Below are 26,025 nucleotides of genomic sequence, written 5' to 3'. Positions count from 1 at the left end.
GTAACCCATGGCTGATACTGGAGCCGTTATGGAAACCGTCATCCTTGCTGTAGTCATCGCCGTGGTCGTGCTCGCGGCGCTGGGCGGGCTGGTGGTGGGCACCCGGCGCAAGAAGCCGCTGCCTCCGCCGCCCCCGAAGGCGCCCGACATCACCGCGCCCCCGGCCGAGCCGCACGTCGGCGAAGAGGCCGAGACGCCGCGCGAAGAACCGCGCCGGACCATCGAGGAGGTGGATCTCCCCGGCGGCCCCGCACCGGTCGTCGTGGAGGAGCCTCCCGCCGTCCCACCCCTGGAAAAGGCGCCCGAGCTCGAGATCCCGGAGCCCACCGCGGGCCGGCTGGTCCGGCTGCGCGCCCGCCTGTCCCGCTCCCAGACCGCCCTCGGCAAGGGCCTGCTCACGCTGCTCTCGCGTGAGCACCTGGACGACGAGACCTGGGAGGAGATCGAGGACACGCTGCTCACCGCCGATGTCGGCGTGCAGCCCACCCAGGAGCTGGTCGAGAGCCTGCGCGAGCGCGTGAAGGTGCTCGGCACCCGCACCCCCGAGGAACTGCGCGGCCTGCTGCGCGAGGAGCTGCTCAAGGTCGTCGGCACCGACTTCGACCGCACGGTCAAGACCGAGCCCGAGGACCGCAAGCCCGGCATCGTGATGGTCGTCGGCGTCAACGGCACCGGCAAGACCACCACCACCGGCAAGCTCGCGCGCGTGCTCGTGGCCGACGGCCGCACCGTCGTCCTGGGCGCCGCCGACACCTTCCGCGCCGCCGCCGCCGACCAGCTGCAGACCTGGGGCGAGCGGGTCGGCGCCTACACCGTGCGCGGACCGGAGGCCGGCGACCCCGCCTCCGTCGCCTTCGACGCGGTCAAGGAAGGCAAGGAGATGGGGGTCGACGTCGTCCTCATCGACACCGCCGGCCGCCTGCACACCAAGACCGGCCTCATGGACGAGCTCGGCAAGGTCAAGCGGGTCGTGGAGAAGCACGCGCCGCTCGACGAGGTGCTGCTCGTCCTCGACGCCACCACCGGCCAGAACGGCCTGGTCCAGGCGCGCGTCTTCGCCGAGGTCGTGGACATCACCGGCATCGTGCTGACCAAGCTGGACGGCACGGCCAAGGGCGGCATCGTGGTCGCGGTCCAGCGCGAGCTGGGCGTACCGGTCAAGCTGGTCGGCCTCGGCGAGGGCGCGGACGACCTGGCACCGTTCGAGCCGGAGGCGTTCGTGGACGCGCTGATCGGTGACTGAAGGCCCGGCACATTTACCGAGTGCTCATCGGAAGCGCCCGCCCCAAGGTGCAGTTGGGGACGGGCGCTTCGCCTTGCCCGGGGTGCGTACGACCCGGAACTTGACCACATACCGAAATTGGTAGGTGGCCGCGAGAAGTGCCCGTCCCGAACTGCGACTGGTGTCGGGCGCTCCGCCCTGCCGGGCGCGGGGACATACCCGGGCCTGCGGTCGATGTGCGACGTACGCGAGCGTGCCCAGCAGCAGCCGCGCCGCCGGAGGCCGGGTCGCCGAGTCGAGTGAGGGTGGGTGCGGCTCGTGGGTCGGGGTGCGGTCGTGGCGGAGGTGTTGGGGGCGGCGTTGGCCGGTGGTTGCTGTGTACGGCGGTCGGCTGGAAGCGCCCGGCCCTGAGGTGCAGTCGGTGTCGGGCGCTTCGTCCTGCCCGGCGTGTGTAGGGCTGATCACGCCCGCGACCGGTGTGCGACGTACGCGAGCGTGCCCAGCAGCAGCCGCGCCGCCGGAGGCCGGGTCGCCGAGTCGAGTGAGGGTGGGTGCGGCTCGTGGGTCGGGGTGCGGTCGTGGCGGAGGTGTTGGGGGCGGCGTTGGCCGGTGGTTGCTGTATTCGGCGGTCGGCTGGAAGCGCCCGGCCCTGAGGTGCAGTCGGTGTCGGGCGCTTCGTCCTGCCCGGCGTGCGTAGGGCTGATCACGCCCGCGACCGGTGTGCGACGTACGCGAGCGTGCCCAGCAGCAGCCGCGCCGCCGGAGGCCGGGTCGCCGAGTCCAGCGCGGGTGGGCGCAGCCAGCGTGCCGGGCCCAGGCCGCCGCGGTCGGAGGGCGGGGCGGTGAGGTGCGTACCGGGGCCCAGGCCGCGCAGGTCCAGGGCCGAGGGGTCGTCCCAGCCCATGCGGTAGAGCAGCCGGGGGAGCTCCGCGGCGGCGCCGGGCGCGACGAAGAAGTGGGCGCGGCCGTCCGGGGTCGCGGTCACCGGGCCGAGGGGGAGTCCCATCCGTTCCAGGCGGGCCAGGGCGCGGCGGCCGGCGGCCTCGGAGACCTCGATCACGTCGAACGCCTGGCCCACCGGCAGCATCACCGCGGCGCCCGGGAACTCCGACCAGGCCTTGCTCACCTCGTCCAGCGTGGCCCCGGCCGGCACGGGGGGCGCGAAGTCCAGCGGATGCGCGCCGGGCGCCGGGCAGTCGGCGCGTCCGCACGAGCAGACGCCCGCCGCGGCCCGGGCTCCCGGCACCACGTCCCAGCCCCACAGCCCGGTGAACTCGGCGACGGCGGTGCACTCCGACGAACGGCCGCGCCGGCGCGCGCCGGAGCGGATCTCGCGAATGCCGCCGATCGTGAAGCCCATGCCCCCTCCAACGGGTCCAGCGCGCCGGTGGTTACGACACGGAACGAGACGGAAGCGGAACGTAACGCTACGGCTCCGCCTTCCCTGTTCGACGCGAGGTCAAGGCGGCGCCTTGAGGTGCAACGGGTGGCGCATCGGGGTGTTCGCGCCCCCGTGCGCATCACTCCGCCCACTTCCGGCCGTCCTATGTCAAGTGAATCGCGTACGGCCGACCGTGAGTTCATTCGAAGGGGTGGCGAATGGTGGCGTTTCCGGGATCCCCGTGGCTGAGCGGGTGATCGTAGGATTACTGTGAGTGTGCGAGTCCGGGCGGCATATGCACGGTTGGGTATGCCGGAGGCGAGTCGTCAGCTCGTTCGAAGGGTGAGGACCAGCGGACAAGAAGCCGTATTTACCGGCATTCTGATAAGGCTTGGCGCACTCGACGACAAGTGGTCTCAGGGATGGGGGCGTTCCAGTGAGCGGCAACGGCGGTAGCGGAGCGAACGCTGACAGGCGCCCCAATGAGCTGCTCGGCTCGTGGTTCGTGCGCAGCGGCTGGTCCAAGGGTGAGCTGGCCCGTCAGGTGAACCGCCGGGCGCGCCAGTTGGGCGCCAACCACATCTCCACCGACACCTCGCGCGTGCGCCGCTGGCTGGACGGGGAGAACCCGCGCGAGCCGATCCCGCGCATCCTCTCGGAGCTGTTCTCCGAGCGCTTCGGCTGTGTGGTCTCCATCGAGGACCTCGGCCTGCGCGCCGCCCGCCAGTCACCCTCCGCGTCCGGTGTCGACCTGCCCTGGACGGCCCCGCAGACGGTCGCCCTGCTCAGCGAGTTCTCGCGCAGCGACCTGATGCTGGCCCGGCGCGGCTTCCTCGGCACCTCCCTCGCGCTGTCCGCAGGGCCCTCCCTCATCGAGCCCATGCAGCGCTGGCTCGTCCCTAGCCCCACCTCCCCGGTCCCGCCGGAGCCGGAGCCTCTCCTCGACTCCCGCAGGCCGGGCCGCCTCTCCAAGCCCGAGCTGGACCTCCTGGAGTCCACCACGCGCATGTTCCGCCAGTGGGACGCCCAGTGCGGCGGCGGCCTGCGCCGCAAGGCGGTCGTCGGCCAGCTGCACGAGGTCACCGACCTGCTCCAGGAACCCCAGCCCGAGGCGACCAACCGCAAGCTCTTCAAGGTCGCCGCCGAGCTGGCCGAACTGGCGGGCTGGATGTCGTACGACGTAGGCCTGCAGCCCACCGCGCAGAAGTACTTCGTCCTCGCCCTGCACGCGGCCAAGGAGGCCGGAGACAAGCCCCTCGGCTCGTACATCCTCTCCAGCATGAGCCGCCAGATGATCCACCTCGGCCGGCCCGACGACGCCCTGGAGCTGATCCACCTCGCCCAGTACGGCAGCCGCGACTGCGCGAGCCCGCGCACCCAGTCGATGCTGTATGCGATGGAGGCCCGCGCCTACGCCAACATGGGCCAGCCCGGCAAGACCAAGCGCGCGGTCCGCATGGCCGAGGACACCTTCGCCGAGGCCGACGAGTGGGACGAGCCGGACCCCGACTGGATCCGCTTCTTCTCCGAGGCCGAGCTGTACGGCGAGAACTCCCACTCCTTCCGCGACCTCGCCTACGTCGCCGGACGCAGCCCCGCCTACGCCTCCCTCGCCGAGCCGCTGATGCGCAAGGCGGTGGAGAAGTTCGCCGAGGACGGCGAGCACCAGCGGTCGTACGCGCTGAACCTGATCGGCATGGCCACCGTGCACCTGCTCCAGCGCGAGCCCGAGCAGAGCACGGTCTACGCCTCCCAGGCCATGGGCATCGCCAGGAAAGTCCGCTCCGAGCGTGTGAACACTCGTATCCGAAAGACGGTCGACACGGCCGTACGGGACTACGGCGACCTCACCGCCGTGGTCGACCTCACCGATCAGCTCGCCGTCGACCTGCCGGAGACCGCCGAAGCGGTCTGACGCACCCGGCACCCCCCGCCCCGGCCGCGGCCGGTCCTCCCGAACTGCCCGACTCGGCTCCCCCGCGCCAGGTCATCGGAGAGGCCCGCCGCGGCCGGCCTGTGTCACGCGGGGGATCCTCCGGCGATGGTTGCGCCACGATAACGATCGGCGGGTCGCGCATCCGGCGGTTCATCCAGGCGTAACAAGCAGGGCGCCTTCGTCACCCCGGCGAAACAACGAGGGGCTTCCACCGAAACCGCGCTGCGTCAATCTCGTGGCGCATAACCGGCCCACACCCCACACCCGCCGGACCGCTCAGGCACCGCCCGCACGGGGCCGTACCAACCGACGAGGAGACGCCGATGGCACCAGCCATCACGCTTGCCGCGGAGGCACCCAAGCTGTCCTCCGCGAACACAGGCTTCATGCTCATTGCTTCTGCCCTGGTGCTGATCATGACGCCGGGTCTCGCCTTCTTCTACGGGGGCATGGTCCGCGTCAAGAGCACCCTGAACATGCTGATGATGAGCTTCATCAGCATGGGCATCGTCACCATTCTGTGGGTGCTCTACGGCTTCTCCCTCGCCTTCGGCACGAACAACGGCCTCATCGGGTGGGACCCCGACTGGTTCGGCCTCCGCAAGATCGGTCTGACGGAGCTCTGGCCCGGCTACACCATCCCGATCTTCGTGTTCATGGTCTTCCAGATGATGTTCGCGATCATCACCCCGGCCCTGATAAGCGGCGCCCTCGCGGACCGCGTGAAGTTCTCGGCCTGGTCGCTCTTCATCGCCCTGTGGCTCACGCTCGTCTACGTTCCGGTCGCCCACTGGGTCTGGGGTGCCGACGGCTGGGCCTTCAAGCTCGGTGTGATCGACTTCGCGGGTGGTACGGCGGTCCACATCAACGCGGGTGCGGGGGCGCTCGGTGTCATCCTCGTCATCGGCAAGCGCGTCGGCTTCAAGAAGGACCCGATGCGCCCGCACAGCCTCCCGCTGGTCATGCTCGGCGCAGGGCTCCTGTGGTTCGGCTGGTTCGGTTTCAACGCGGGCTCCTGGCTCGGCAACGACGACGGCGTCGGCGCGCTGATGTTCGTCAACACGCAGGTCGCGACGGCCGCCGCCATGCTGGCCTGGCTCGCCTACGAGAAGATCCGCCACGGCGCGTTCACCACGCTGGGCGCCGCCTCCGGCGCGGTCGCCGGTCTGGTCGCGATCACCCCGTCCGGCGGCGCGGTCTCCCCGATCGGCGCGATCGCCGTCGGCGCCATCGCCGGTGTCGCCTGCGCCGCGGCCGTGGGCCTGAAGTTCAAGTTCGGCTACGACGACTCCCTCGACGTCGTCGGCGTCCACATGGTCGGCGGCATCATCGGCTCCCTGCTGATCGGCTTCTTCGCCACCGGCAAGGGCCAGTCCACCGCGACCGGCGTCTTCTACGGCGACCACTCCTTCACCCAGCTGTGGAAGCAGTGCGCCGGTGTCGGCGCGGTCCTCGCCTACTCGCTGATCGTCTCCGCCGTCCTCGCCTTCCTGCTCGACAAGACGATCGGCATGCGGGTCACCGAGGACGAGGAGATCTCCGGCATCGACCAGGCCGAGCACGCCGAGACCGCCTACGACTTCAGCGGCGCCGGCGGTGGTGTCATCGGCTCCGCCGCCCACGCCCCGGCCCTGGCCGCCACGCAGACCAAGAAGGTGGACGCATGAAGCTCATCACCGCCGTCGTCAAGCCCCACCGGCTGGATGAGATCAAGGAGGCCCTCCAGGCCTTCGGCGTTCACGGCCTGACGGTCACCGAGGCCAGCGGTTACGGTCGTCAGCGGGGCCACACCGAGGTCTACCGTGGCGCCGAGTACACCGTCGACCTGGTCCCGAAGATCCGCATCGAGGTGCTGGCCGAGGACGACGACGCCGAGCAGCTGATCGAGGTCGTCGTCAAGGCGGCCCGCACCGGCAAGATCGGTGACGGCAAGGTCTGGTCCCTGCCGGTCGAGACGGCCGTACGGGTCCGCACCGGCGAGCGCGGCCCGGACGCGCTCTGAGGCAACGGCACAAGACGGGAGTCGCTGGGTGACGGGAACGGACGTGCGCACGGAAGCAGAGGACTCGGGACCCAGCGGCTACGCGGCGGCCCGGCTGCGCCTCCTCACCGAGGGGGCGCGGTCCGGGCCGCCGCGCCGTGCCGCCCTCGCGGAACTGACCGACGACTGGCTCGCCGGGCTGTTCACGGCGGCCGCCGGAGAGCTCCCGGGAGCCTCCCTGGTCGCCGTCGGCGGCTACGGCCGCGGCGAGCTCTCCCCGCGCAGCGACCTCGACCTCCTGCTGCTGCACGACGGCTCCGACCCGAAGGCCGTGGCCGCCCTGGCCGACCGCCTCTGGTATCCCGTCTGGGACCTGGGGCTCGCCCTCGACCACTCCGTGCGCACCCCGGCTGAGGCCCGCAAGACCGCCGGGGACGACGTCAAGGTCCAGCTCGGCCTCCTGGACGCCCGCCACCTCGCCGGCGACCGCGGCCTCACCGCCGGCCTGCGTACGGCCGTCCTCGCCGACTGGCGCAACCAGGCCCCCACACGCCTCCCCGAACTGCAGGAACTCTGCGCCGAGCGCGCCGAACGCCAGGGCGAGCTGCAGTACCTGCTCGAACCCGACCTCAAGGAGGCGCGCGGAGGGTTGCGCGACGCCACCGCCTTGCGCGCCGTAGCCGCCTCCTGGCTCGCCGACGCCCCGCGCGAGGGCCTCGCCGACGCACGCCGGCGCCTGCTCGACGTACGGGACGCGCTGCACCTGGCGACCGGTCGCGCCACCGACCGGCTCGCGCTCCAGGAGCAGGACCAGGTGGCGGCCGCGCTGGGGCTGCTGGACGCGGACACCCTGCTGCGGCAGGTCTACGAGGCGGCGCGGGTCATTTCGTACGCCAGTGATGTCACCTGGCGCGAGGTGGGGCGCGTGCTGCGTTCGCGCGCCGTCCGTCCCCGGCTGCGCGCCATGCTGGGCGGCGGCAAGCCCGTCACCGAGCGCTCGCCGCTCGCCGAGGGCGTGGTGGAGCAGGACGGCGAGGTGGTGCTCGCCCGTGCCGCGCGACCCGAGCGCGACCCCGTGCTGCCCCTGCGCGCCGCGGCCGCCGCCGCGCAGGCCGGCCTCCCGCTCTCCCTGCACGCCGTACGGCGCATGGCCGCCACCGCACGCCCCCTGCCCACGCCCTGGCCCGCCGAAGCCCGTGAGCAGCTGGTCACCCTGCTCGGCTCCGGCCGCCCGACCATCGACGTCTGGGAGGCACTGGAGGCGGAGGGCCTGATCAGCCGCCTCCTGCCGGACTGGGAACGGGTCCGCTGCCGACCGCAGCGCAATGCCGTCCACATCTGGACGGTCGATCGGCACCTGATCGAGACGGCCGTCCGCGCCTCCGAACTGACCCGCCGGGTCAGCCGCCCCGACCTGCTCCTGGTCGCCGCCCTGCTGCACGACATCGGCAAGGGCTGGCCCGGCGACCACTCGGTGGCCGGCGAGATCATCGCCAGGGACGTGGCGGCGCGGATCGGCTTCGACCGCGCGGACGTGGCCGTGCTGTCCGCCCTGGTCCGCCACCACCTGCTGCTGATCGAGACGGCCACCCGCCGCGACCTCGACGACCCGGCCACGGTCCGCTCGGTCGCCGAGGCGGTCGGCACCCAGAGCACCCTGGAGCTGCTGCACGCCCTGACCGAGGCCGACGCCCTCGCCACCGGACCCGCGGCCTGGTCCTCCTGGCGCAGCTCCCTCGTCGCCGACCTGGTCCGGCGGGTCGCCGCCGTGCTGGCGGGCGACGCCACCGAGGAGCCGCAGCCCGTCGCGCCCACGGTCGAGCAGGAGCGGCTGGCGATCGAGGCGTTCCGCACGGGCGGCCCGGTCCTCGCGTTGCGCGCCCAGACCGAACCGGTCACCGAGGAGGAGCCGTCCGGCGAACCTCTCGGGGTGGAGCTGCTCATCGCCGTACCCGACCAGCCCGCCGTCCTGCCCGCCGTCGCCGGTGTCCTCGCCGTGCACCGCCTCACGGTCCGTACGGCGGAACTCAGCGCCCTGCACCTGCCCGACGACGTCGACGACGGCTCGGTGCTGCTGCTCAACTGGCGGGTGGCCGCGGAGTACGGCTCGCTGCCGCAGGCGGCCCGGCTGCGCGCCGACCTCGTCCGCGCCCTCGACGGCACCCTGGACATCGCCGGCCGCCTCGCCGAACGGGACGCGGCCTATCCGAGGCGCCGCGGCTGGCTCGCCCCGCCGCCGCGGGTGACCGTCGCGCCGGCGGCCTCCCACCACGCCACGGTGATCGAGGTCCGCGCCCAGGACGCCCCGGGCCTGCTGCACCGGATCGGCATGGCCCTGGAGAAGGCGGGCGTGCGGGTGCGGAGCATGCATGTGAGCACGCTGGGCTCGAACGCGGTGGACGCCTTCTACGTCACCACCGGCGCGGGGGCGCCACTGCCGGCCGAGGACGCGGGGTCGCTCGCGCGGGTGCTGGAGGAGACGCTGCGGACGTGACCTCGCGCCCCTGTGATGCCCGCTGCCGCGCAGGTTTCGCCCCCGTCCGCTCACTCGGGAGAGCGGGCGAGGACGAATAGCTTGCGGGGCCGGATACCCTGGAGGGCAGCCCGAACCGACTCCGACCTCGAGGACCGACGCCACCGTGTTCGACACCCTCTCCGACCGCCTCAGCGCGACTTTCAAGAATCTCCGCGGGAAGGGGCGCCTCAGCGAGGCGGACATCGACGCCACGGCGCGCGAGATCCGTATCGCGCTCCTCGAAGCGGACGTCGCCCTTCCTGTCGTCCGGACCTTCATCAAGAACGTCAAGGAAAGGGCACTGGGCGCCGAGGTCTCGCGCGCGCTGAACCCGGCCCAGCAGGTCCTGAAGATCGTCAACGACGAGCTCGTCACCATCCTCGGCGGCGAGACCCGGCGCCTGCGCTTCGCCAAGCAGCCGCCCACCGTGATCATGCTGGCGGGTCTGCAGGGTGCCGGTAAGACCACCCTCGCGGGCAAGCTCGCCAAGTGGCTCAAGGAGCAGGGCCACTCGCCGCTGCTGGTCGCCGCCGACCTCCAGCGCCCGAACGCCGTCAACCAGCTGAGCGTCGTCGCCGAGCGCGCGGGTGTCGCCGTCTTCGCGCCCGAGCCGGGCAACGGCGTCGGCGACCCGGTCAAGGTCGCCAAGGACTCCATCGACTTCGCGAAGTCCAAGGTCCACGACATCGTGATCGTGGACACCGCCGGCCGCCTCGGTATCGACGCCGAGATGATGCAGCAGGCCGCGGACATCCGGGACGCGGTCTCCCCGGACGAGATCCTGTTCGTCGTCGACGCGATGATCGGTCAGGACGCCGTCAACACCGCCGAGGCCTTCCGCGACGGCGTCGGCTTCGACGGCGTGGTGCTCTCCAAGCTCGACGGTGACGCCCGCGGTGGTGCCGCCCTGTCGATCCGGCAGATCACCGGCAAGCCGATCATGTTCGCGTCCAACGGCGAGAAGCTGGACGACTTCGACGCCTTCCACCCGGACCGGATGGCCTCCCGCATCCTCGACCTGGGTGACCTGCTCACCCTGATCGAGCAGGCGGAGAAGACCTTCAGCCAGGAAGAGGCCGCCAAGATGGCCTCGAAGCTGGCGTCCAAGAAGGGCCAGGACTTCACCCTGGACGACTTCCTGGCCCAGATGGAACAGGTCCGGAAGATGGGCAGCATCAGCAAGCTGCTCGGCATGCTCCCGGGCATGGGCCAGATCAAGGACCAGATCCAGAACATCGACGAGCGGGACGTCGACCGCACCGCCGCGATCATCAAGTCGATGACCCCGGGCGAGCGCCAGGACCCGACGATCATCAACGGCTCCCGCCGCGCCCGTATCGCCAAGGGTTCCGGTGTCGAGGTCAGCGCGGTGAAGAACCTGGTCGAGCGGTTCTTCGACGCCCGCAAGATGATGTCCCGCATGGCCCAGGGCGGCGGAATGCCCGGCATGCCGGGGATCCCGGGCATGGGCGGCGGCCCCGGCCGGCAGAAGAAGCAGCAGAAGAAGGCCAAGGGCAAGCAGCGCTCCGGCAACCCGATGAAGCGCAGGCAGCAGGAGCTGGAGGAGGCCCAGCGCCGCGAGGCCGCCGCGCAAGGCGGAAACGCCTTCGGGCTGCCGCAGCAGAGCGACCAGAACTTCGAGCTGCCGGACGAGTTCAAGAAGTTCATGGGCTGAGTCCGTTCCAGGAGTTCATGCGCTGAGCTCCGCTCGTACGTCCTTGAGGGCGCGCCCCGGCCGAGGGGGGCGCCCTCAGCGCATGCCGACGTCCGCCGTATGCCTTAACGTCCAGATATGAGCGATGCGGCGCCACCACGCAAAGCCCCAGACCAGCCGTGGCGCACCGAGGGCACCCCCGACGAACCGTCCCAGCGGCCCGGCGGCGGAGGGATCCGCGGCGGAAAGTGGTGGGGGCTGCTCGTCACCGCGGTGATCGTCTTCCTGCTGGCCTATGTCGGACTGAACTATCTCGGCCAGGGCAACCAGCCGACGATCTCGTACACGGAGTTCAGCCGGCAGGTAGCCGCCGGCAACGTCGCGACGATCTACTCCAAGGGCGACGCGATCCAGGGCCGGCTCAGGAGCGCACGGGCCAATCCCGAAGGCGGCGGGAAGTACACCCAGTTCAAGACACAGCGCCCGGCCTTCGCGGACGACAAGCTGTGGCAGAACCTGAGCAGCCACGGCGTCACCGTGACGGCACGGCCGGTGGTGCAGGAGCGCAGCCTGTGGTCCAACGTGCTGATGTCCCTGATCCCGATCGTGGTCCTGGTCGCGGTGTGGATCTTCTTCGCGCGGCGGCTCGGCGGGGCCCTGCCCGGCATGGGCGGCCTCTTCGGCCGCCGGGCGCCGCCCAAACCCGTCGGGCCGCGGCCGGGCACCGAGCGCACGACCTTCGCGGACGTGGCCGGCATCGACGAGGTCAAGGGCGAACTGGACGACGTCGTCGACTTCCTGGAGCACCCCGACGTCTACCGCCGGATGGGTGCGAAGCTGCCCCGCGGTGTGCTGCTCGCCGGCCCGCCGGGCACCGGCAAGACCCTGCTCGCACGCGCGGTCGCGGGCGAGGCCGGCGTGCCGTTCTTCTCCGCCTCGGCGTCCGAGTTCATCGAGATGATCGTCGGTGTCGGCGCGTCCCGCGTCCGCGAACTGTTCGCCGAGGCCCGCAAGGTGGCGCCGTCGATCATCTTCATCGACGAGATCGACACCATCGGCCGGGCGCGTGCCGGCGGCGCTTCCATGAGCGGGCACGACGAGCGCGAGCAGACGTTGAACCAGATCCTGACGGAGATGGACGGCTTCTCGGGCGCGGAGGGCGTGATCGTCATCGCCGCGACCAACCGCGCGGACATCCTGGACCCGGCCCTGACCCGTCCCGGCCGCTTCGACCGGGTGGTCAACGTGGCCCCGCCGGACCGCACCGGACGCGAGTCCATCCTGCGCATCCACACCCGGGACATCCCGCTCTCGGGTGACGTGGACCTGGCCCAGATGGCTCGCGTGACCCCCGGTATGACGGGTGCGGATCTGGCCAATCTCGCCAACGAGGCCGCGCTCCTGGCCGTGAAGCGCAAGCAGGAGCAGGTGACCGCCTCGGACATGTCCGAGGCGCTGGAGAAGGTCCAGCTGGGGGCCGAGCGCACCCTCGTGATGCCCGAGGAGGACCGCCGGCGCACCGCCTACCACGAGAGCGGCCACGCCCTCCTCGGCATGCTGCAGCCCGGCGCCGACCCCGTCCGCAAGATCACCATCGTGCCGCGCGGCCGGGCACTCGGGGTGACCATGTCCACGCCCGAGGTGGAGCGGTACGCCCACTCCGAGGAGTACCTGCGCGGTCGCATCATCGGCGCCCTGGGCGGGATGGCGGCGGAGGACGTCGTCTACGGAGTCGTCACCACGGGCGCGGAGAACGACCTCGAACAGGTCACCAACATCGCGCGCGGGATGGTGGCCCGCTGGGGCATGAGCGAACGGGTCGGCCGCCTGTCCGCCCTCCCGAGCGACGCCCAGCAGGCCTACGGCCTCTCCGCCGCCCCGCAGACCCTCGACGTCATCGACGGCGAGATGCGGCGGATCGTCGACGAGTGCTACGACGAGGCGTGCGCCAAACTCCGCGACCACCGCGGCCAGTTGGACGCCCTCGCCCACGCGCTGCTGGAACACGAGACGCTGGAGGAGGCGGACGCCTACCGGATCGCCGGGATCGCCCGCCTGACCAAGGAGAGCGACGACTCCTAGGGCACGCGCGCGACGAGGTAGCGGAAGACGTTCGGCATCCACACGGTCCCGTCCGGGCGCCGGTAAGGGTGCAGGGCCTCCGTCAGCTCCTTGTCGACCTGCTTGGCGTCGGTCGCCGCGGTCGCCGCGTCGAACAGACCGGTCGACAGCAGCCCCCGTACGGCGCTGTCGAGGTCGGCGTACCCGAACGGACAGGCCACCCGCCCCGAGCCGTCCGGTTTCAGCCCCGCCCGCTGGGCGACCTCCTCCAGGTCGTCCCGCCGGGCGGGCCGCCAGCTGCGCGCGCTGCGCAGGGGATCGGCCAGTTTCGTCGCCACCCGCAGCACCGAGGAGGTGGCGCAGCGCTCCGGCGGACCCCAGCCGGCCAGCACCACGGCGGCCCCGCGCACGGCCAGCGGCAGGGCGTCCGCCAGCAGCTCACCGAGCCCCTCGGAATCGCCCGCGAGGCAGCCGATCGGCTCGAAGACGGTCACCAGGGTGTAGGCCGCGGAGTCCGTTCCGGCCAGGTCACGGGGCGGGCCCGCCACGAGGGTCACGGCACGCGCGCGTGTACGGCCGCTCACGCCGTGCCCCGTGCCGTCGCCGTACCGAGTGCGCCCGGTGCCGCCGCGCACACCGGGCGCGCCGAAGGCGTCCCCGTCGGCGGCGCGCGAGGTGTCCGGCAGCAGGCGCCGGCGGGCGAGGGCGAGCCGCTCGGGGGAGGCGGCGTCGACACCGGTGACGGTGGCACCTCTGCCGGCCGCCAGCAGCAGCGCGAGCCCGGCACCGCAGCGCAGGCCCAGCAGCCGGGTGGCGGGGCCCACTTCGAGCCGTTCGTAGACGGCTTCGTAGAGCGGCACCAGCATCCGCTCCTGGATCTCGGACCAGTCACGCGCGCGTGCGTACAGATCCACGCGGGGTGCGGAATCCGCGTGAGGCATGTGCTGCCGCGCGAGCGTAGGTGTCATAGGTAAGCGCCCCAATCCGCCGACAGTTCAGCGCTGTGCCCGGTTGTGTGGGCCCCGTGCCGTACGCGCGCACTTCCCACGTATGTCAGGTAACTCCCGGCCCGCTGCCCCGTCCAGGGGTCGTGGGGCCCCGCTTGGGGTCCGGGCGCCGGTGTGGCGAGATTTCACATCCCGGCAATCTGGATGGCCGTACGGTGTCCGCTTCGGGGGAACGGGCCGGTGCCGGGGGGCGGACGACGCGGGGGTAACGCCATGCGCGCCACGGACGCTGACCGGAGTGAGGCTGCGCGACGAGAGCGGCCGAAACGCCTCTTGCGCACCCGCCGGCCACAAGCGCACCGGTCGCTACAGGCCGGGTCGTAGGGCGGACTACGCACCAGCTTGTTACGAGCTGTGCGGCTTCTCCGCAGATCAGCGCACCCGCCCTCGTCCGGACGCATCAGTGCCAACTGACGGGTACGTGCAAATTATTTGGGATGCCCCGGAATAGGAACACATTCGAGCTCCCGCTCGTTGTCATTACGTGAGCACGACACAGACACCACCTGTACTCGCCGCAGAGCTGGCGCAGGCGTGGGCCGACATTCAGCGGTACCACCCCGAGCTGCCGGACCTTGCCGCGCCAGAGTCCCTGATCGGGGAGTCGTCGTCCGCGTGCGGGCACGAGCTCTCCTTCGAACGACTGCTCCATGAGGCAGTCCACGGCATCGCAGCCGCCCGTGGGATCCGCGACACCTCCCGCGCCGGCCGCTACCACAACCGCCGTTTCCTCGCGATCGCCGAGGAGCTGGGCCTCGACCACCCCGAGGAGCCGCACCCGAGCAGCGGTTTCTCACTGGTCACGCTCAACCCCGAGGCCAAGCGGCGCTACCGCCCCACCATCGAGCGGCTGCAGCGCGCGCTGAAGGCGCACACGGCGGCGACCTCCTCGGACACCACCCGCAGCTTCCGCGGCCCGGCCGCCCGGCACGGCTCCTCCGGCGGCGGTGTCCGGGTCAAGGCGGTCTGCGACTGCGGTCGCAACGTCCGCGTGGTCCCCTCGGTCCTCGCCCAGGCCCCCATCGTCTGCGGCGGCTGCGGCAAGCCGTTCAGAATCCCGGAGGTCGCGGGAGCGGCGTGATCACGAGCCGCGAAGCACCGGCATCTCGTGGGTGCCGGTAGTGGCCTCGTGACGCCGAACAGCGCACCCGACGTACGGTCACCTCCACGCCGGGTGCCGCTGAGCCATGCCCGGCCCCGGCTCACCCACCCTCGGCCAGAAGCGGCCCGCGGGGTATGGCACAATGGCTAGCTGTACTCGACAGCCGCACAGGACCCCTCTCTCCTCCGGCTGACGCGTCCATCGGGCACTCGGGTACCGCAACCCCACGCGGCAACTCGCCGTGCCCAACCACGTCAAATCCAGGAGAACCCACTCCCGTGGCAGTCAAGATCAAGCTGAAGCGTCTGGGCAAGATCCGTTCGCCTCACTACCGCATCGTCGTCGCCGACTCCCGTACCCGCCGTGACGGCCGGGCCATCGAGGAGATCGGCAAGTACCACCCGACCTACAACCCGTCGGTCATCGAGGTGGACGCCGAGCGTGTGGCGTACTGGCTGGGTGTCGGCGCGCAGCCGACCGAGCCGGTTCTCGCCATCCTCAAGAAGACCGGCGACTGGCAGAAGTTCAAGGGCGAGCCGGCCCCCGCGCCGCTGCTCGTCGCCGAGCCGAAGGCCGCGCGTCCGTCGTTCGAGGCTCTCGGCGGTGACGACGAGGGCAAGGGTGAGGCGATCACCCAGAAGAAGAAGGCTGAGAAGAAGGACGAGGCGGCTGCTGAGTCCTCTGCGGCTGAGTCGACCGAGGCCTGAGCAGCATGCTCGAAGAGGCGCTTGAGCACCTCGTGAAGGGCATCGTCGACAACCCTGACGATGTGCAGGTCGCCTCGCGCAACCTGCGCCGCGGGCGCGTGCTCGAGGTCCGGGTCCACCCCGACGACCTCGGCAAGGTGATCGGCCGCAACGGCCGCACCGCGCGCGCTCTGCGCACCGTCGTGGGCGCCATCGGCGGTCGCGGTGTCCGCGTCGACCTCGTCGACGTGGACCACGTCCGCTGACGCTTCATCGCAACCGGCTCGGGCCGGGGAGGGCCACTGGGCCGTCCCCGGCCCGCAGTCGTATGACAGGAGATCAAGCACAGTGCAGCTGGTAGTCGCGCGGATCGGCCGCGCCCATGGCATCAAGGGCGAGGTCACCGTGGAGGTACGCACCGACGAGCCGGAGCTGCGGCTCGCCCCGGGCGCCGTCCTGGCCACCGACCCGGCCTCCACCGGGCCGCTCACCATCGCCACCGGCCGGGTCCACAGCGGCCGGCTCCTCCTGCGCTTCGAGGGCGTCACCGACCGCAACGCCGCCGAAGCCCTCCGGAACACCCTCCTGATCGCCGAGGTCGACCCGGAGGAACTGCCCGAGGGCGAGGACGAGTACTACGACCATCAGCTCATCGACCTCGACGTGGTCACCGAGGACGGCGTGGAGGTCGGCCGGATCACCGAGATCTCGCACCTGCCCTCCCAGGACCTGTTCATCGTGGAGCGCCCGGACGGGACCGAGGTGATGATCCCCTTCGTCGAGGAGATCGTGGCCGACATCGACCTCGCGGAGCAGAAGGCGGTCATCACCCCTCCGCCGGGCCTGATCGACGACCGCGCCGAGGTCGCCTCCCCCGGCGACACAGGGGAAGAGTCGTAATGCGCCTCGACGTCGTCACGATCTTCCCCGAGTACCTGGACCCGCTGAACGTCTCCCTCGTCGGCAAGGCACGCGCGCGTGGGCAGCTCGATGTCCAGGTGCACGACCTGCGCGCATGGACGTACGACCGCCACAACACCGTCGACGACACCCCGTACGGCGGCGGCCCCGGCATGGTCATGAAGACCGAGCCCTGGGGCGACGCGCTGGACACGATCCTCGCCGACGGCTACGAGACCGGCGGCCGGGCGCCCGCGCTGATCGTGCCCACGCCCAGCGGCCGGCCCTTCACCCAGGAACTCGCCGTGGAGCTCTCCGAGCGACCCTGGCTGATCTTCACACCGGCCCGCTACGAGGGCATCGACCGGCGCGTCATGGACGAGTACGCCACGCGCGTGCCCGTCTACGAGGTCTCCATCGGTGACTATGTGCTGGCCGGCGGCGAGGCGGCCGTCCTGGTCATCACGGAGGCCGTCGCCCGGCTGCTGCCCGGCGTCCTCGGCAACGCCGAGTCCCACCGGGACGACTCCTTCGCGCCCGGCGCCATGGCGAGCCTCCTGGAAGGCCCCGTCTACACCAAGCCGCCCCTCTGGCGCGGCCGGGACATCCCGGACGTGCTGCTCAGCGGCCACCACGGGAAGATCGCCCGCTGGCGCCGCGACGAGGCCCTCAGGCGTACGACGGCCAACCGGCCCGACCTGATCGAGCGCTGCGACCCCAAGGCCTTCGACAAGAAGGACCGCGAGATGCTCTCCATCCTGGGCTGGGAACCGGACCCGGAAGGCCACCCGTACGGCCGATTTTGGCGGCGGGCCGAGGGCATGGAACAATAGACCGCTGTTGTGCGCCCGTCCGGCGTGCGCCCCTGCCACGGGGGGACACGACGCCCGCCCCGACCCGCACACGGCTTCGTGCAAACACCTAGTTTCCGTTGATGACCTGTGGCATCAGCGAAGAAAGCAGACGAAATGTCTCACCTGCTCGACTCCGTCGACGCCGCGTCGCTGCGCAGCGACATCCCGGCCTTCCGCCCGGGTGACACCGTCAACGTCCACGTCCGCGTCATCGAGGGCAACCGCTCCCGTGTGCAGCAGTTCAAGGGCGTTGTGATCCGTCGCCAGGGCTCCGGTGTCCGCGAGACCTTCACGGTCCGCAAGGTCTCGTTCTCCGTCGGCGTCGAGCGCACCTTCCCGGTGCACACCCCGATCGTCGAGAAGATCGAGCTGGTCACCCGTGGTGACGTGCGCCGCGCCAAGCTGTACTACCTCCGTGACCTGCGCGGCAAGGCCGCGAAGATCAAGGAGAAGCGCGAGAGCTGAGCGCTCTCCGGAGCCCATGGCGGGGCGGGATAGCATCTCGCCCCGATGGACACCGAAGCACAGCCGACGGAACGCGACCGCCCCTCCCACCCGGATTCCCCGGTGCCGGAGGGACGGTCGCGTTTCGCGTTGGCCGGGCGGATCGCCAACTGGCTGCCGGGCGGCCGGATCACCCTCACACTCTTGCTCTGCCTGGCGTTTTTGCTCGTCCTCAACGCTTTCGTGGTGCAACCGTTCCAGATTCCGAGCGGATCCATGGAACAGGGCTTGAGGATCGGGGACCGCGTTCTCGTAAATAAGTTGGCGTACCGTTTCGGTGCCCGGCCGCGCCGCGGCGATGTGATCGTGTTCGACGGTACGGGGTATTTCGGGGACGCCGACTACATCAAGCGCGTTGTCGGTGTGGGGGGAGACCATGTGGTCTGCTGCGACAGGCAGGGGAGGATCGAGGTGAACGGCCGCGCCGTCGACGAGTCGGCGTTCCTCTATCCCGGGGACAGCGCCTCCAGCGTGCCCTTCGACATCGTCGTACCCGCCGGCCGCCTGTTCGTCCTCGGCGACCACCGCAGCGACTCCAGCGACTCCCGCGCCCATCTCGGCTCGCCCGGCGGCGGCATGATCCCGGTCGGCGACGTCATCGGCCGCGCCGACTGGATCGTGTGGCCGTACGACCACTGGACGCACCTGACGGCGCCCTCCGCCTACGCGCGCGTGCCCGCCCCGGAGGGCGCGCATGGGTAACCGCGGCAAACCGCGCGGGGTGCCCAGCAGCCCCGCCGACAATCTGCTGCCCACCGGATCGCGCCGCACCTCCGCGCCCGGCGGCGGCCGTACGCGCGCGGAGCGGCGGAAACTCCAGCGCAAGGTCAAACGCAAGCGGCGGCGTTCAGCCGTCCGGGAGATCCCCCTTCTGGTCGGCGTGGCCGTCCTCATAGCGCTGGTCCTGAAGACCTTCCTCGTCCAGGCGTTCGTGATCCCGTCGGGCTCGATGGAGCAGACGATCCGGATCGGCGACCGCGTCCTGGTCGACAAGCTCACCCCGTGGTTCGGCGCCGAGCCGCAGCGCGGGGACGTCGTCGTCTTCCACGACCCGGGCGGCTGGCTGGCCGACGAGCAGACGGCCAAGAAGCACGATCCGGTCGTCGTCAAGCAGCTCAAGGAAGGCCTCACCTTCATCGGGCTGCTCCCCTCCGACAACGAGAAGGACCTGATCAAGCGGGTCGTCGGGGTCGGCGGCGACCACGTCAAGTGCTGTGACAGCCAGGGCCGGGTCACCGTCAACGGCGTGCCGCTCACCGAAGGGGATTACATCTATCCGGGTGACGCCCCGTCCGCCCAGCCCTTCGACATCACCGTTCCCCAGGGCCGGCTGTGGGTCATGGGCGACCACCGGGGCAACTCCGCGGACTCCCGTTTCCACCAGAACACCCCGTACGGCGGAACGGTGTCCGAGAAATCCGTGGTCGGCCGCGCCGTCGCCATCGGCTGGCCGATCGGCCACTGGACACGCCTTGAAGAACCTAAAACCTTCGCAAGCGTCGCCGACTCCGCGTCGCGTGCGACCGCCGGTCCCTCGCTGTCGCATAGGGTTGCCCCCGAGAATCCGAACGGAACGACCCAGCTCCCGACCCCTGCGGAACTCCCGCTCGTTATGGGAGTGGTGGGCCTGCGTCGAATGTGGAGCAGGCAGCGGCACAGAGTAAGGAGTTGGCGTGGGGGATGTGGCGGTTGGCGCACGGTCGGGGCACGACGGCGAGGAGCACCGCGGACACCCCGTGGAAGCGAACGCCCCCGTGCCGGACGGCGCCATGACCTCCGGGAATGACGCGGCGGGCGACGAGGGCACGCCGGACGACGGACAGCGGCCGAGGACCGAGGGCGCCGGTGCGGGCGAGGCCGCGGACCGGCCGAGGAAGCCGCGCTCCTTCTGGAAGGAGCTGCCGATCCTCGTCGTCATCGCGCTGGTGCTGGCGCTGCTGATCAAGACGTTCCTGGTGCAGGCGTTCTCGATCCCGTCCGCCTCGATGCAGAACACCCTCCAGGTGGGTGACCGCGTCCTGGTCGACAAACTCACCCCGTGGTTCGGCTCCAAGCCCGAGCGCGGCGAGGTCGTGGTCTTCCACGATCCGGACAACTGGCTGGCGGGTGAACCGGCGGCGAGCCCGAACGCCGTGCAGCAGGTCCTCAGCTGGATCGGCCTGATGCCGTCCGCCAACGAGAAGGACCTCATCAAGCGCGTGATCGGCGTCGGCGGCGACACAGTCCAGTGCAAGAACACCGGCCCGCTGCTGGTCAACGGCAAGCCCCTGAACGAGCCGTACGTCTACCCCGGCAACACGCCGTGCACGGACGACGAGGTGGGCGGCCAGTTCAAGGTGACGGTCCCCCAGGGCTACATCTGGGTGATGGGCGACCACCGCCAGAACTCCCGCGACTCGCGCTACAACCAGTCCGACAAGCACCACGGCATGGTCCCGGTCAGCGACGTCGTGGGCCGCGCCATCGTCAAGGCCTGGCCGATCAACCGCTGGGGCACCCTGCCCGTCCCGGACACCTTCGACCAGCCCGGCATCAACCAGCAGTCCACGGAGTCCGCCGCCCTGACGGTGGCCCCGCAGGGTGTGGCCATCGCCGCGGTACTGCCGGTGGCGGTGTGGCGGCGTCGGCGCGCGGACCGGCTGGAGACCAAGGCGGAGCGGAAGACGACCGCGGGCAGCCGGTGACCGCGGAGGTTCCGGCGCTCCCCGACGGGTGGACGGTGGACCGCCTGCGCGCCCACTCAGGCGACGCGCGCGCCGTCCCGCTCTCCCCGGACCGGCACGTCCACGCCGAGGACGGCAGCGGCGGCCCCCACCAGCCGCTGCGCCCCTCGTACGTGCTGGCCTTCGGTGAACTCTGCCTCGTCGACCACGACGGTGAGTGGTACATGGGGACCCTCCACGACGACGGCTCGGTGGGCTGTTGGGCCTCGTACGGGTCCGACCTGGCCGAGGCGATCCGGAACCTGTGAGTCCGGGGCCCGCCGGGTCTTTGCCCCCGCTCCGGCGCCGGTCGGGAAACAGGGGCTGCCCCCGCCCGGTACTGCCGGGTAGGGTGCGGGTCCATGGGTGGCGAGAGCACGACGCGTACGGCCCCGCACAGCGGCGGGACAGGCACGGCACAGCCCGGCGGCAGCCGGCTCGGGCAGCGGCTTTCCTCAGTGGCCGTGGCACTGGGTCTGGTGCTGTTCCTCGGCGGATTCGCCTGGGCGGCGGTGACCTACCGGCCGTACACCGTGCCGACCAGCTCGATGACGCCCACGATCGACGCCGGTGACCGGGTGCTCGCGCAGAAGGTCGACGGCGGTCAGGTGAAGCGCGGTGACGTCGTCGTCTTCACGGACAAGAGCTGGGTCACCAACGCCAAGGTGGTCAAGCGCGTCGTCGCGGTCGGCGGCGACACCGTCTCCTGCTGCACGAACGGCAAGCTGACCGTCAACGGCAAGCAGATCGACGAGCCCTATCTGCCCAAGGGCAGCCTGGCGGAGATCAAGAACTTCCCGACGGTGACCGTTCCCCAGGGCCGTCTGTTCCTCCTCGGCGACGAGCGCCAGGGTTCCCTGGACTCCACGGCCCACCTCACCGACGCGGCCAAGGGCACGGTCTCCCGTGACGCCGTGAACGCCCGCGTGGACGCGGTCATCTGGCCCTGGAAGGGCTCGCTGATGCGCCCCACCGGCTTCGAGGCCCTCGGCGCGCTCTCCCAGCCCGGTCCCCTGTCCACCATCGAGCTGCTGATCGTCGCCGGCGCCGTCCTGGTGCTGGCCGGCGGCGCCTACGGCCCGATCGCGGGGCGCATGGGCCGCTCCCGCGCGCGTGCCGCCCGCCCGGAGGCGGCCGGTGTCCGCTGAGACCACGCGGACCGGCGAGGACTCCTACGAGGGCGGGCTGCGCAGGGTGGCCCGGGTGGTCCTCCTCGACCCACAGGACCGCGTCCTGCTCCTGCACGGCCATGAGCCGGACGATCCGGCCGACGACTGGTGGTTCACCCCGGGCGGGGGCCTGGAGGGTGCCGAGACGCGCGAGGAGGCCGCGCTCAGGGAACTCGCCGAGGAGACCGGCATCACCGACGTGGAACTCGGCCCGGTGCTGTGGCGCCGCATGTGCTCCTTCCCGTTCGCGGGCCGCCGCTGGGACCAGGACGAGTGGTACTACCTGGCCCGTACGACGCAGACGGCCACCGCGGCCCAGGGGCTGACGGAGCTGGAGCGGCGCAGCGTCGCCGGAGCGCGCTGGTGGACGTGTCAGGAACTGACCCGGGCACATGAGACGGTGTATCCGACCAGACTCGCCGAGCTGCTGCGCACGCTGCTCGACGAAGGTCCCCCGGCCAGTCCTGTGACCCTCGACGCGGAAATCGTCTAGCGACCCGGAAATCGTCTGAGTGCCCGTCGGACTGGCGCACAATGGGGGGATCGCACGGCTGAAGGGGAACATGCCATGAGCGCCGAGGACCTCGAGAAGTACGAGACCGAGATGGAGCTGAAGCTCTACCGGGAGTACCGCGACGTCGTCGGTCTGTTCAAATACGTGATCGAGACCGAGCGGCGTTTCTACCTCACCAACGACTACGAGATGCAGGTGCACTCGGTCCAGGGGGAGGTGTTCTTCGAGGTGTCGATGGCTGATGCCTGGGTCTGGGACATGTATCGGCCGGCACGCTTCGTGAAGCAGGTCAGAGTCCTCACGTTCAAGGACGTGAACATCGAGGAGCTCAACAAGAGCGACCTGGAGCTCCCGGGCGGGTGACGGGCTGCTGTCGCTCGTGTGGGTGACGAGCTTTTCCACAACCGCTGAGTAATTCACCAAGATCAACACGTGTCGGCCGGATGCGTGACCGTTGGCGCCGGAGGTGGTGCCGACATGAACGCACGAGAGGCACTGGGCAAGTACGGCGAGGACCTGGCCGCCCGGCGGCTCGCCGAGGCCGGAATGACGATCCTGGGGCGCAACTGGCGCTGCGGCCGTTCGGGCGAGATCGACATCGTCGCGCGCGACGGTGACGCGCTCGTCGTCTGCGAGGTGAAGACCCGCAGGGGCAGCGGCTACGAACACCCCATGGCCGCGGTGACTCCCGAGAAGGCGGCCAGGCTGCGCGCGCTGGCCGAGCACTGGATCCAGGCCCACGGAGGGGCACCGCCGGGCGGCGTCCGCATCGACCTGATCGGCGTCCTGCTGCCCCACCGCGGCGCCCCCTCCGTCGAGCACGCGCGGGGGGTGGCCTGAATGGGGTTCGCCCGCACCTGCTCCGTGGCCCTGGTCGGCGTCGAGGGCGTGGTCGTCGAGGTCCAGGCCGATCTGGAACCCGGCGTCGCCGCCTTCACCCTGGTCGGCCTCCCGGACAAGAGCCTGACGGAGAGCAGGGACCGGGTCAGGGCGGCGGTGGTGAACTCGGGCGGCGAGTGGCCGCAGAAGAAGCTCACCGTCGGACTCAGCCCGGCATCGGTGCCCAAAGCCGGCTCGGGCTTCGACCTGGCCGTAGCCTGCGCGGTGCTCGGCGCCGCCGAGCGGATCGATCCGCGTGTCCTCGCGGACATCGTCATGATCGGGGAGCTGGGCCTGGACGGCCGGGTCCGGCCGGTCCGCGGCATTCTCCCGGCCGTCCTCGCCGCCGCCGACGCAGGCTACGAGCAGGTGGTCGTACCCGAGTGCGCCGCCGCCGAGGCCTCGCTGGTCCCCGGCGTCTCCGTGCTCGGCGTCCGCAGCCTGCGCCAGCTCGTCGCGGTCCTCACCGAGGAGCCCGTCCCCGAGGAGGAACCCGACGAGCAAGGCCGCCCCGACCCCCTCCTGGCCGGTCTGCGCGTGCCGGGCGCGGGTGCGGCCACCGGCATGCACAGTGCCGGCGCCGCACAGCACGAACACGATCACGACCTGGCGGACGTCGTGGGCCAGACCTCGGCCCGTACGGCCGCGGAGGTGGCCGCCGCCGGTGGACACCACCTCTTCCTCGAGGGGCCGCCCGGGGCGGGCAAGACCATGCTCGCCGAGCGGCTGCCCGCCGTCCTTCCCCGGCTGACCAGGGAGGAATCACTGGAGGTCACGGCGGTGCACTCGGTGGCCGGGCTGCTGCCACCGGGCAAGCCGCTCATCGACGTGGCGCCCTACTGCGCCCCGCACCACTCGGCCACGATGCAGTCGCTGGTCGGCGGAGGCCTCGGCATCGCACGCCCGGGAGCGGTCTCCCTCGCCCATCGCGGTGTGCTGTTCCTGGACGAGGCGCCCGAGTTCCACGGCCAGACCCTGGACGCCCTGCGACAGCCGCTGGAGTCGGGCCACGTCGTGATCGCACGCAGCGCGGGCGTCGTCCGCTTCCCGGCCCGCTTCCTCATGGTGCTGGCGGCCAACCCCTGCCCCTGCGGACGCTTCTCGCAACGCGACTCCCTGTGCGAGTGCCCGCCGTCGGCGATCCGCCGTTACCAGTCCCGGCTCTCCGGTCCGCTGCTGGACCGGGTGGACCTGCGTGTCGAGGTCGATCCGGTCACCCGGGCCCAGCTCACCGAACCCGGCGCCCGGGGCGAGTCCACGGCGGCCGTGGCCGGGCGGGTACGCCAGGCCCGTGAGCGCGCGGCGGCCCGCCTGGCCGGAACCCCCTGGCGCACCAACAGCGAGGTCCCCGGCCGTGAACTGCGCAGTCGCTACCACCCCGTCGCCGGCGCGATGGACGAGGCCGAGCGCAACCTCGAGCGAGGTGTGCTCACGGCCCGGGGCATCGACCGGGTCCTGCGCGTCGCCTGGACGGTCGCCGACCTGGTCGGCCACGACCGCCCGGACGCCACCGACGTGGCCCTGGCCCTGCAACTGCGCACCGGAGTGCCGCGAGGGGTGCCGATGGCCATCGGGGCGCTGACATGAACACCGCCGAGGACCCCGCAGACGAACTGCTCGGGCGGGTCTTTCTCTGTCGGGTGATCGAACCGGGGGACGAGGTCGGCGGGCGGTGGGTCCGGAAGTTCGGGGCGGGGGAGGTGGTGCGGCGGCTGAAGGAGGGGATGCCGGCTCTGCCGGGGGTGAGTGAGCTGCGGTGGGCCGGGCTGGTGGCTCGGGCCCGGCGGGCCCGGCCCGAGCGGGATCTCGCCGTGGCCGGGGAGGCGGGGGCGCGGTTCGTGGTGCCCGGGGACGCCGAGTGGCCCGGGCAGCTCGATGACCTGGAGGATGCCCGGCCGATCGGGCTGTGGGTGCGCGGGCGGCCCAGCCTGCGGCTCTGGACGCTCAGGTCCGTCGCCGTGGTGGGCGCGCGGGCCTGCACCGAGTACGGCACCCATGTCGCCGCCACGCTCGCCGGAGGCCTCGCCGAGCGGGGCTGGGTGGTGGTCTCGGGCGGCGCGTACGGCATCGACGGCGCCGCCCACCGAGGCGCCCTCGCCGCTCGCGGAGCCACCGTCGCCGTCCTGGCCTGCGGCGTCGACCGGCCGTACCCCCGCGGCCACGCCGCCCTGATCAGCCGGATCGCGGAACAGGGACTGGTCGTGGGCGAGTTGCCCCCGGGCGACCATCCGACGCCCAGCCGGTTCATCCTCCGCAACCGCGTCATCGCCGCGCTGACCAGGGGCACCGTCGTCGTGGAGGCCGCCTGCCGCAGCGGCTCGCTGGCCACGGCGCGGGCGGCGGGGCGCCTCGGGCGGTTCACCATGGGGGTCCCCGGCCCCGTCACCAGCGCACTCTCCGCCGGCGTCCACGAACTGCTGCGCGGAGAGGCCGCCCTGGTCACCGACGCCGCGGAAGTCATCGAACTCGTGGGTGACATGGGTGAGCTCGCCCCACCCCGCAGGGGTCCCGTGCTCCCGCGTGACCTGCTGGAACCCGCCTCCCGGGCCGTTCTCGCCGCCCTGCCCGGCAACCGCGCGGCCACCGTCGAGGAGATCGCGCTCGGTGTGCCGACCACCGGGGACGAGGCGATCGCGAAACTGTACGAACTCCGAGCACTTGGATACGTCGAACGACATGGCGTTGGCTGGAAGTTGACACGCCAGGCGGTGATGTCGGTCCGCACCGGTCACGGTCCGTGTTGACCGAACGTGTTCGGCCGTCCGGGGGAACCTCCGACGCCCTTGAGGTTTCCAGGAGTTGACGCCCCCGCCGGTCACGCAGAGCGAGCCGGGAAACCCGCGCGCGAGACCGGCGGGAGCGCCCCGCGCACGGGTGGAGCCGCACTGTTCGCACACCGCGACACCTCAGTCACGCTACGCTCACGAAGGCGCCGACACAGATCGCGCCAACTCGACA

Annotated in this window: 25 protein-coding genes; 23 read left to right on the top strand and 2 right to left on the bottom strand. The window is 71.4% G+C overall.

What is annotated here, in order from left to right:
• Positions 1 to 28: 28 nt before the first annotated feature.
• Positions 29 to 1,243: a signal recognition particle-docking protein FtsY gene (gene ftsY, locus ACWDEN_RS16195; RefSeq protein WP_351604605.1), complete on the top strand. Its 1,215-nt coding sequence runs from the start codon at positions 29 to 31 to the stop codon at positions 1,241 to 1,243.
• A 682-nt stretch (positions 1,244 to 1,925) separates the two neighbouring features.
• Here ftsY and ACWDEN_RS16190 read toward each other — a convergent pair.
• Positions 1,926 to 2,582 carry a bifunctional DNA primase/polymerase gene (locus ACWDEN_RS16190; RefSeq protein ID WP_351604607.1) on the bottom strand — a complete coding sequence of 219 codons (657 nt, stop codon included), beginning with the start codon at positions 2,580 to 2,582 and terminating at the stop codon, positions 1,926 to 1,928.
• A gap of 457 nt (positions 2,583 to 3,039) precedes the next feature.
• Between ACWDEN_RS16190 and nsdA the strand changes: the two genes are divergently transcribed.
• The 6 genes from nsdA to ftsH all read left to right on the top strand — a co-directional run bounded on the left by nsdA (position 3,040) and on the right by ftsH (position 12,771).
• Positions 3,040 to 4,518 (top strand): transcriptional repressor NsdA, encoded by a 1,479-nt coding sequence (gene nsdA, locus ACWDEN_RS16185; protein ID WP_351604609.1) that lies wholly within the window; start codon positions 3,040 to 3,042, stop codon positions 4,516 to 4,518.
• A 344-nt stretch (positions 4,519 to 4,862) separates the two neighbouring features.
• Positions 4,863 to 6,206: an ammonium transporter gene (locus ACWDEN_RS16180; RefSeq protein ID WP_351604611.1), complete on the top strand. Its 1,344-nt coding sequence runs from the start codon at positions 4,863 to 4,865 to the stop codon at positions 6,204 to 6,206.
• Positions 6,203 to 6,541, top strand: a complete 339-nt coding sequence (locus tag ACWDEN_RS16175) for a P-II family nitrogen regulator (protein WP_039656487.1) — start codon at positions 6,203 to 6,205, stop codon at positions 6,539 to 6,541. The genes ACWDEN_RS16180 and ACWDEN_RS16175 overlap by 4 nt, the downstream gene beginning before the upstream one ends.
• A gap of 28 nt (positions 6,542 to 6,569) precedes the next feature.
• Positions 6,570 to 9,014 (top strand): [protein-PII] uridylyltransferase, encoded by a 2,445-nt coding sequence (locus tag ACWDEN_RS16170; protein WP_450859474.1) that lies wholly within the window; start codon positions 6,570 to 6,572, stop codon positions 9,012 to 9,014.
• Between the two features lie 145 nt (positions 9,015 to 9,159).
• Positions 9,160 to 10,710 carry a signal recognition particle protein gene (ffh, locus tag ACWDEN_RS16165; RefSeq protein ID WP_351604615.1) on the top strand — a complete coding sequence of 517 codons (1,551 nt, stop codon included), beginning with the start codon at positions 9,160 to 9,162 and terminating at the stop codon, positions 10,708 to 10,710.
• A 117-nt stretch (positions 10,711 to 10,827) separates the two neighbouring features.
• Positions 10,828 to 12,771, top strand: coding sequence for an ATP-dependent zinc metalloprotease FtsH (gene ftsH / locus ACWDEN_RS16160; protein ID WP_450859473.1), 1,944 nt, complete (start codon positions 10,828 to 10,830; stop codon positions 12,769 to 12,771).
• Here the strand turns inward: ftsH and ACWDEN_RS16155 are convergent.
• Positions 12,768 to 13,718, bottom strand: coding sequence for an SAM-dependent methyltransferase (locus ACWDEN_RS16155; RefSeq protein WP_351604619.1), 951 nt, complete (start codon positions 13,716 to 13,718; stop codon positions 12,768 to 12,770). The genes ftsH and ACWDEN_RS16155 overlap by 4 nt on opposite strands.
• 523 nt (positions 13,719 to 14,241) lie before the next feature.
• Between ACWDEN_RS16155 and ACWDEN_RS16150 the strand changes: the two genes are divergently transcribed.
• The 16 genes from ACWDEN_RS16150 (at position 14,242) to dprA (ending at position 25,811) form a co-directional block, all read left to right on the top strand.
• Positions 14,242 to 14,838 (top strand): hypothetical protein, encoded by a 597-nt coding sequence (locus ACWDEN_RS16150; protein ID WP_055704355.1) that lies wholly within the window; start codon positions 14,242 to 14,244, stop codon positions 14,836 to 14,838.
• A gap of 299 nt (positions 14,839 to 15,137) precedes the next feature.
• Positions 15,138 to 15,566: a 30S ribosomal protein S16 gene (gene rpsP, locus ACWDEN_RS16145; protein ID WP_351604621.1), complete on the top strand. Its 429-nt coding sequence runs from the start codon at positions 15,138 to 15,140 to the stop codon at positions 15,564 to 15,566.
• A gap of 5 nt (positions 15,567 to 15,571) precedes the next feature.
• Entirely contained in the window at positions 15,572 to 15,811 is a 240-nt protein-coding gene (locus ACWDEN_RS16140; RefSeq protein ID WP_003973401.1) for an RNA-binding protein, read from the top strand.
• A gap of 82 nt (positions 15,812 to 15,893) precedes the next feature.
• Positions 15,894 to 16,445, top strand: a complete 552-nt coding sequence (rimM, locus tag ACWDEN_RS16135; RefSeq protein ID WP_351604623.1) for a ribosome maturation factor RimM — start codon at positions 15,894 to 15,896, stop codon at positions 16,443 to 16,445.
• Positions 16,445 to 17,278 carry a tRNA (guanosine(37)-N1)-methyltransferase TrmD gene (trmD, locus tag ACWDEN_RS16130; protein WP_450859472.1) on the top strand — a complete coding sequence of 278 codons (834 nt, stop codon included), beginning with the start codon at positions 16,445 to 16,447 and terminating at the stop codon, positions 17,276 to 17,278. The genes rimM and trmD overlap by 1 nt, the downstream gene beginning before the upstream one ends.
• Before the next feature lie 135 nt (positions 17,279 to 17,413).
• On the top strand, positions 17,414 to 17,764 hold the full coding sequence (gene rplS / locus ACWDEN_RS16125; RefSeq protein WP_055704359.1) for a 50S ribosomal protein L19: 351 nt from the start codon (positions 17,414 to 17,416) through the stop codon (positions 17,762 to 17,764).
• Between the two features lie 45 nt (positions 17,765 to 17,809).
• Positions 17,810 to 18,505 carry a signal peptidase I gene (lepB, locus tag ACWDEN_RS16120; RefSeq protein WP_351604627.1) on the top strand — a complete coding sequence of 232 codons (696 nt, stop codon included), beginning with the start codon at positions 17,810 to 17,812 and terminating at the stop codon, positions 18,503 to 18,505.
• Positions 18,498 to 19,589 (top strand): signal peptidase I, encoded by a 1,092-nt coding sequence (gene lepB, locus ACWDEN_RS16115; RefSeq protein WP_351604628.1) that lies wholly within the window; start codon positions 18,498 to 18,500, stop codon positions 19,587 to 19,589. Before lepB (ACWDEN_RS16120) ends, lepB (ACWDEN_RS16115) begins: the two co-directional genes overlap by 8 nt.
• Positions 19,477 to 20,487, top strand: a complete 1,011-nt coding sequence (gene lepB, locus ACWDEN_RS16110; protein ID WP_450859471.1) for a signal peptidase I — start codon at positions 19,477 to 19,479, stop codon at positions 20,485 to 20,487. The genes lepB (ACWDEN_RS16115) and lepB (ACWDEN_RS16110) overlap by 113 nt, the downstream gene beginning before the upstream one ends.
• Complete coding sequence (locus ACWDEN_RS16105; RefSeq protein ID WP_450859470.1) at positions 20,484 to 20,774, top strand: hypothetical protein; 291 nt, start codon at positions 20,484 to 20,486, stop codon at positions 20,772 to 20,774. Before lepB (ACWDEN_RS16110) ends, ACWDEN_RS16105 begins: the two co-directional genes overlap by 4 nt.
• Positions 20,775 to 20,867: 93 nt before the next feature.
• Positions 20,868 to 21,653 (top strand): signal peptidase I, encoded by a 786-nt coding sequence (gene lepB / locus ACWDEN_RS16100; RefSeq protein ID WP_450859469.1) that lies wholly within the window; start codon positions 20,868 to 20,870, stop codon positions 21,651 to 21,653.
• The gene (locus ACWDEN_RS16095) at positions 21,643 to 22,167 is read left to right on the top strand and encodes an NUDIX hydrolase (protein ID WP_351604634.1); all 525 of its coding nucleotides are present in this window, start codon (positions 21,643 to 21,645) and stop codon (positions 22,165 to 22,167) included. Before lepB (ACWDEN_RS16100) ends, ACWDEN_RS16095 begins: the two co-directional genes overlap by 11 nt.
• A gap of 75 nt (positions 22,168 to 22,242) precedes the next feature.
• Entirely contained in the window at positions 22,243 to 22,551 is a 309-nt protein-coding gene (locus ACWDEN_RS16090; RefSeq protein ID WP_003965949.1) for a DUF2469 domain-containing protein, read from the top strand.
• 114 nt (positions 22,552 to 22,665) lie between these two features.
• Complete coding sequence (locus tag ACWDEN_RS16085) at positions 22,666 to 23,028, top strand: YraN family protein (protein WP_351604636.1); 363 nt, start codon at positions 22,666 to 22,668, stop codon at positions 23,026 to 23,028.
• On the top strand, positions 23,029 to 24,654 hold the full coding sequence (locus ACWDEN_RS16080) for a YifB family Mg chelatase-like AAA ATPase (protein ID WP_450859468.1): 1,626 nt from the start codon (positions 23,029 to 23,031) through the stop codon (positions 24,652 to 24,654).
• Entirely contained in the window at positions 24,651 to 25,811 is a 1,161-nt protein-coding gene (gene dprA, locus ACWDEN_RS16075) for a DNA-processing protein DprA (protein ID WP_450859467.1), read from the top strand. The genes ACWDEN_RS16080 and dprA overlap by 4 nt, the downstream gene beginning before the upstream one ends.
• Positions 25,812 to 26,025: the final 214 nt, after the last annotated feature.

This window comes from Streptomyces sp. NPDC001153 (assembly GCF_053598315.1).
Note: the sequence above shows the minus strand (reverse complement) of the source record. Positions and strands in the feature narration are given on the sequence as shown.

What these genes read in the sequence shown, in the direction of transcription:
- trmD (WP_450859472.1), top strand. Translation starts at nt 16,445, where the DNA reads ATGCGCCTCGACGTCGTCACGATCTTCCCCGAGTACCTGGACCCGCTG.
- ACWDEN_RS16080 (WP_450859468.1), top strand. Translation starts at nt 23,029, where the DNA reads ATGGGGTTCGCCCGCACCTGCTCCGTGGCCCTGGTCGGCGTCGAGGGC.
- rplS (WP_055704359.1), top strand. Translation starts at nt 17,414, where the DNA reads ATGTCTCACCTGCTCGACTCCGTCGACGCCGCGTCGCTGCGCAGCGAC.
- ACWDEN_RS16180 (WP_351604611.1), top strand. Translation starts at nt 4,863, where the DNA reads ATGGCACCAGCCATCACGCTTGCCGCGGAGGCACCCAAGCTGTCCTCC.
- dprA (WP_450859467.1), top strand. Translation starts at nt 24,651, where the DNA reads ATGAACACCGCCGAGGACCCCGCAGACGAACTGCTCGGGCGGGTCTTT.
- ACWDEN_RS16190 (WP_351604607.1), bottom strand. Translation starts at nt 2,582, where the DNA reads ATGGGCTTCACGATCGGCGGCATTCGCGAGATCCGCTCCGGCGCGCGC.
- ftsY (WP_351604605.1), top strand. Translation starts at nt 29, where the DNA reads ATGGAAACCGTCATCCTTGCTGTAGTCATCGCCGTGGTCGTGCTCGCG.
- ACWDEN_RS16085 (WP_351604636.1), top strand. Translation starts at nt 22,666, where the DNA reads ATGAACGCACGAGAGGCACTGGGCAAGTACGGCGAGGACCTGGCCGCC.
- ACWDEN_RS16175 (WP_039656487.1), top strand. Translation starts at nt 6,203, where the DNA reads ATGAAGCTCATCACCGCCGTCGTCAAGCCCCACCGGCTGGATGAGATC.
- ACWDEN_RS16155 (WP_351604619.1), bottom strand. Translation starts at nt 13,718, where the DNA reads ATGACACCTACGCTCGCGCGGCAGCACATGCCTCACGCGGATTCCGCA.
- ACWDEN_RS16140 (WP_003973401.1), top strand. Translation starts at nt 15,572, where the DNA reads ATGCTCGAAGAGGCGCTTGAGCACCTCGTGAAGGGCATCGTCGACAAC.
- lepB (WP_351604627.1), top strand. Translation starts at nt 17,810, where the DNA reads ATGGACACCGAAGCACAGCCGACGGAACGCGACCGCCCCTCCCACCCG.
- lepB (WP_351604628.1), top strand. Translation starts at nt 18,498, where the DNA reads ATGGGTAACCGCGGCAAACCGCGCGGGGTGCCCAGCAGCCCCGCCGAC.
- ACWDEN_RS16090 (WP_003965949.1), top strand. Translation starts at nt 22,243, where the DNA reads ATGAGCGCCGAGGACCTCGAGAAGTACGAGACCGAGATGGAGCTGAAG.
- lepB (WP_450859469.1), top strand. Translation starts at nt 20,868, where the DNA reads ATGGGTGGCGAGAGCACGACGCGTACGGCCCCGCACAGCGGCGGGACA.
- ftsH (WP_450859473.1), top strand. Translation starts at nt 10,828, where the DNA reads ATGAGCGATGCGGCGCCACCACGCAAAGCCCCAGACCAGCCGTGGCGC.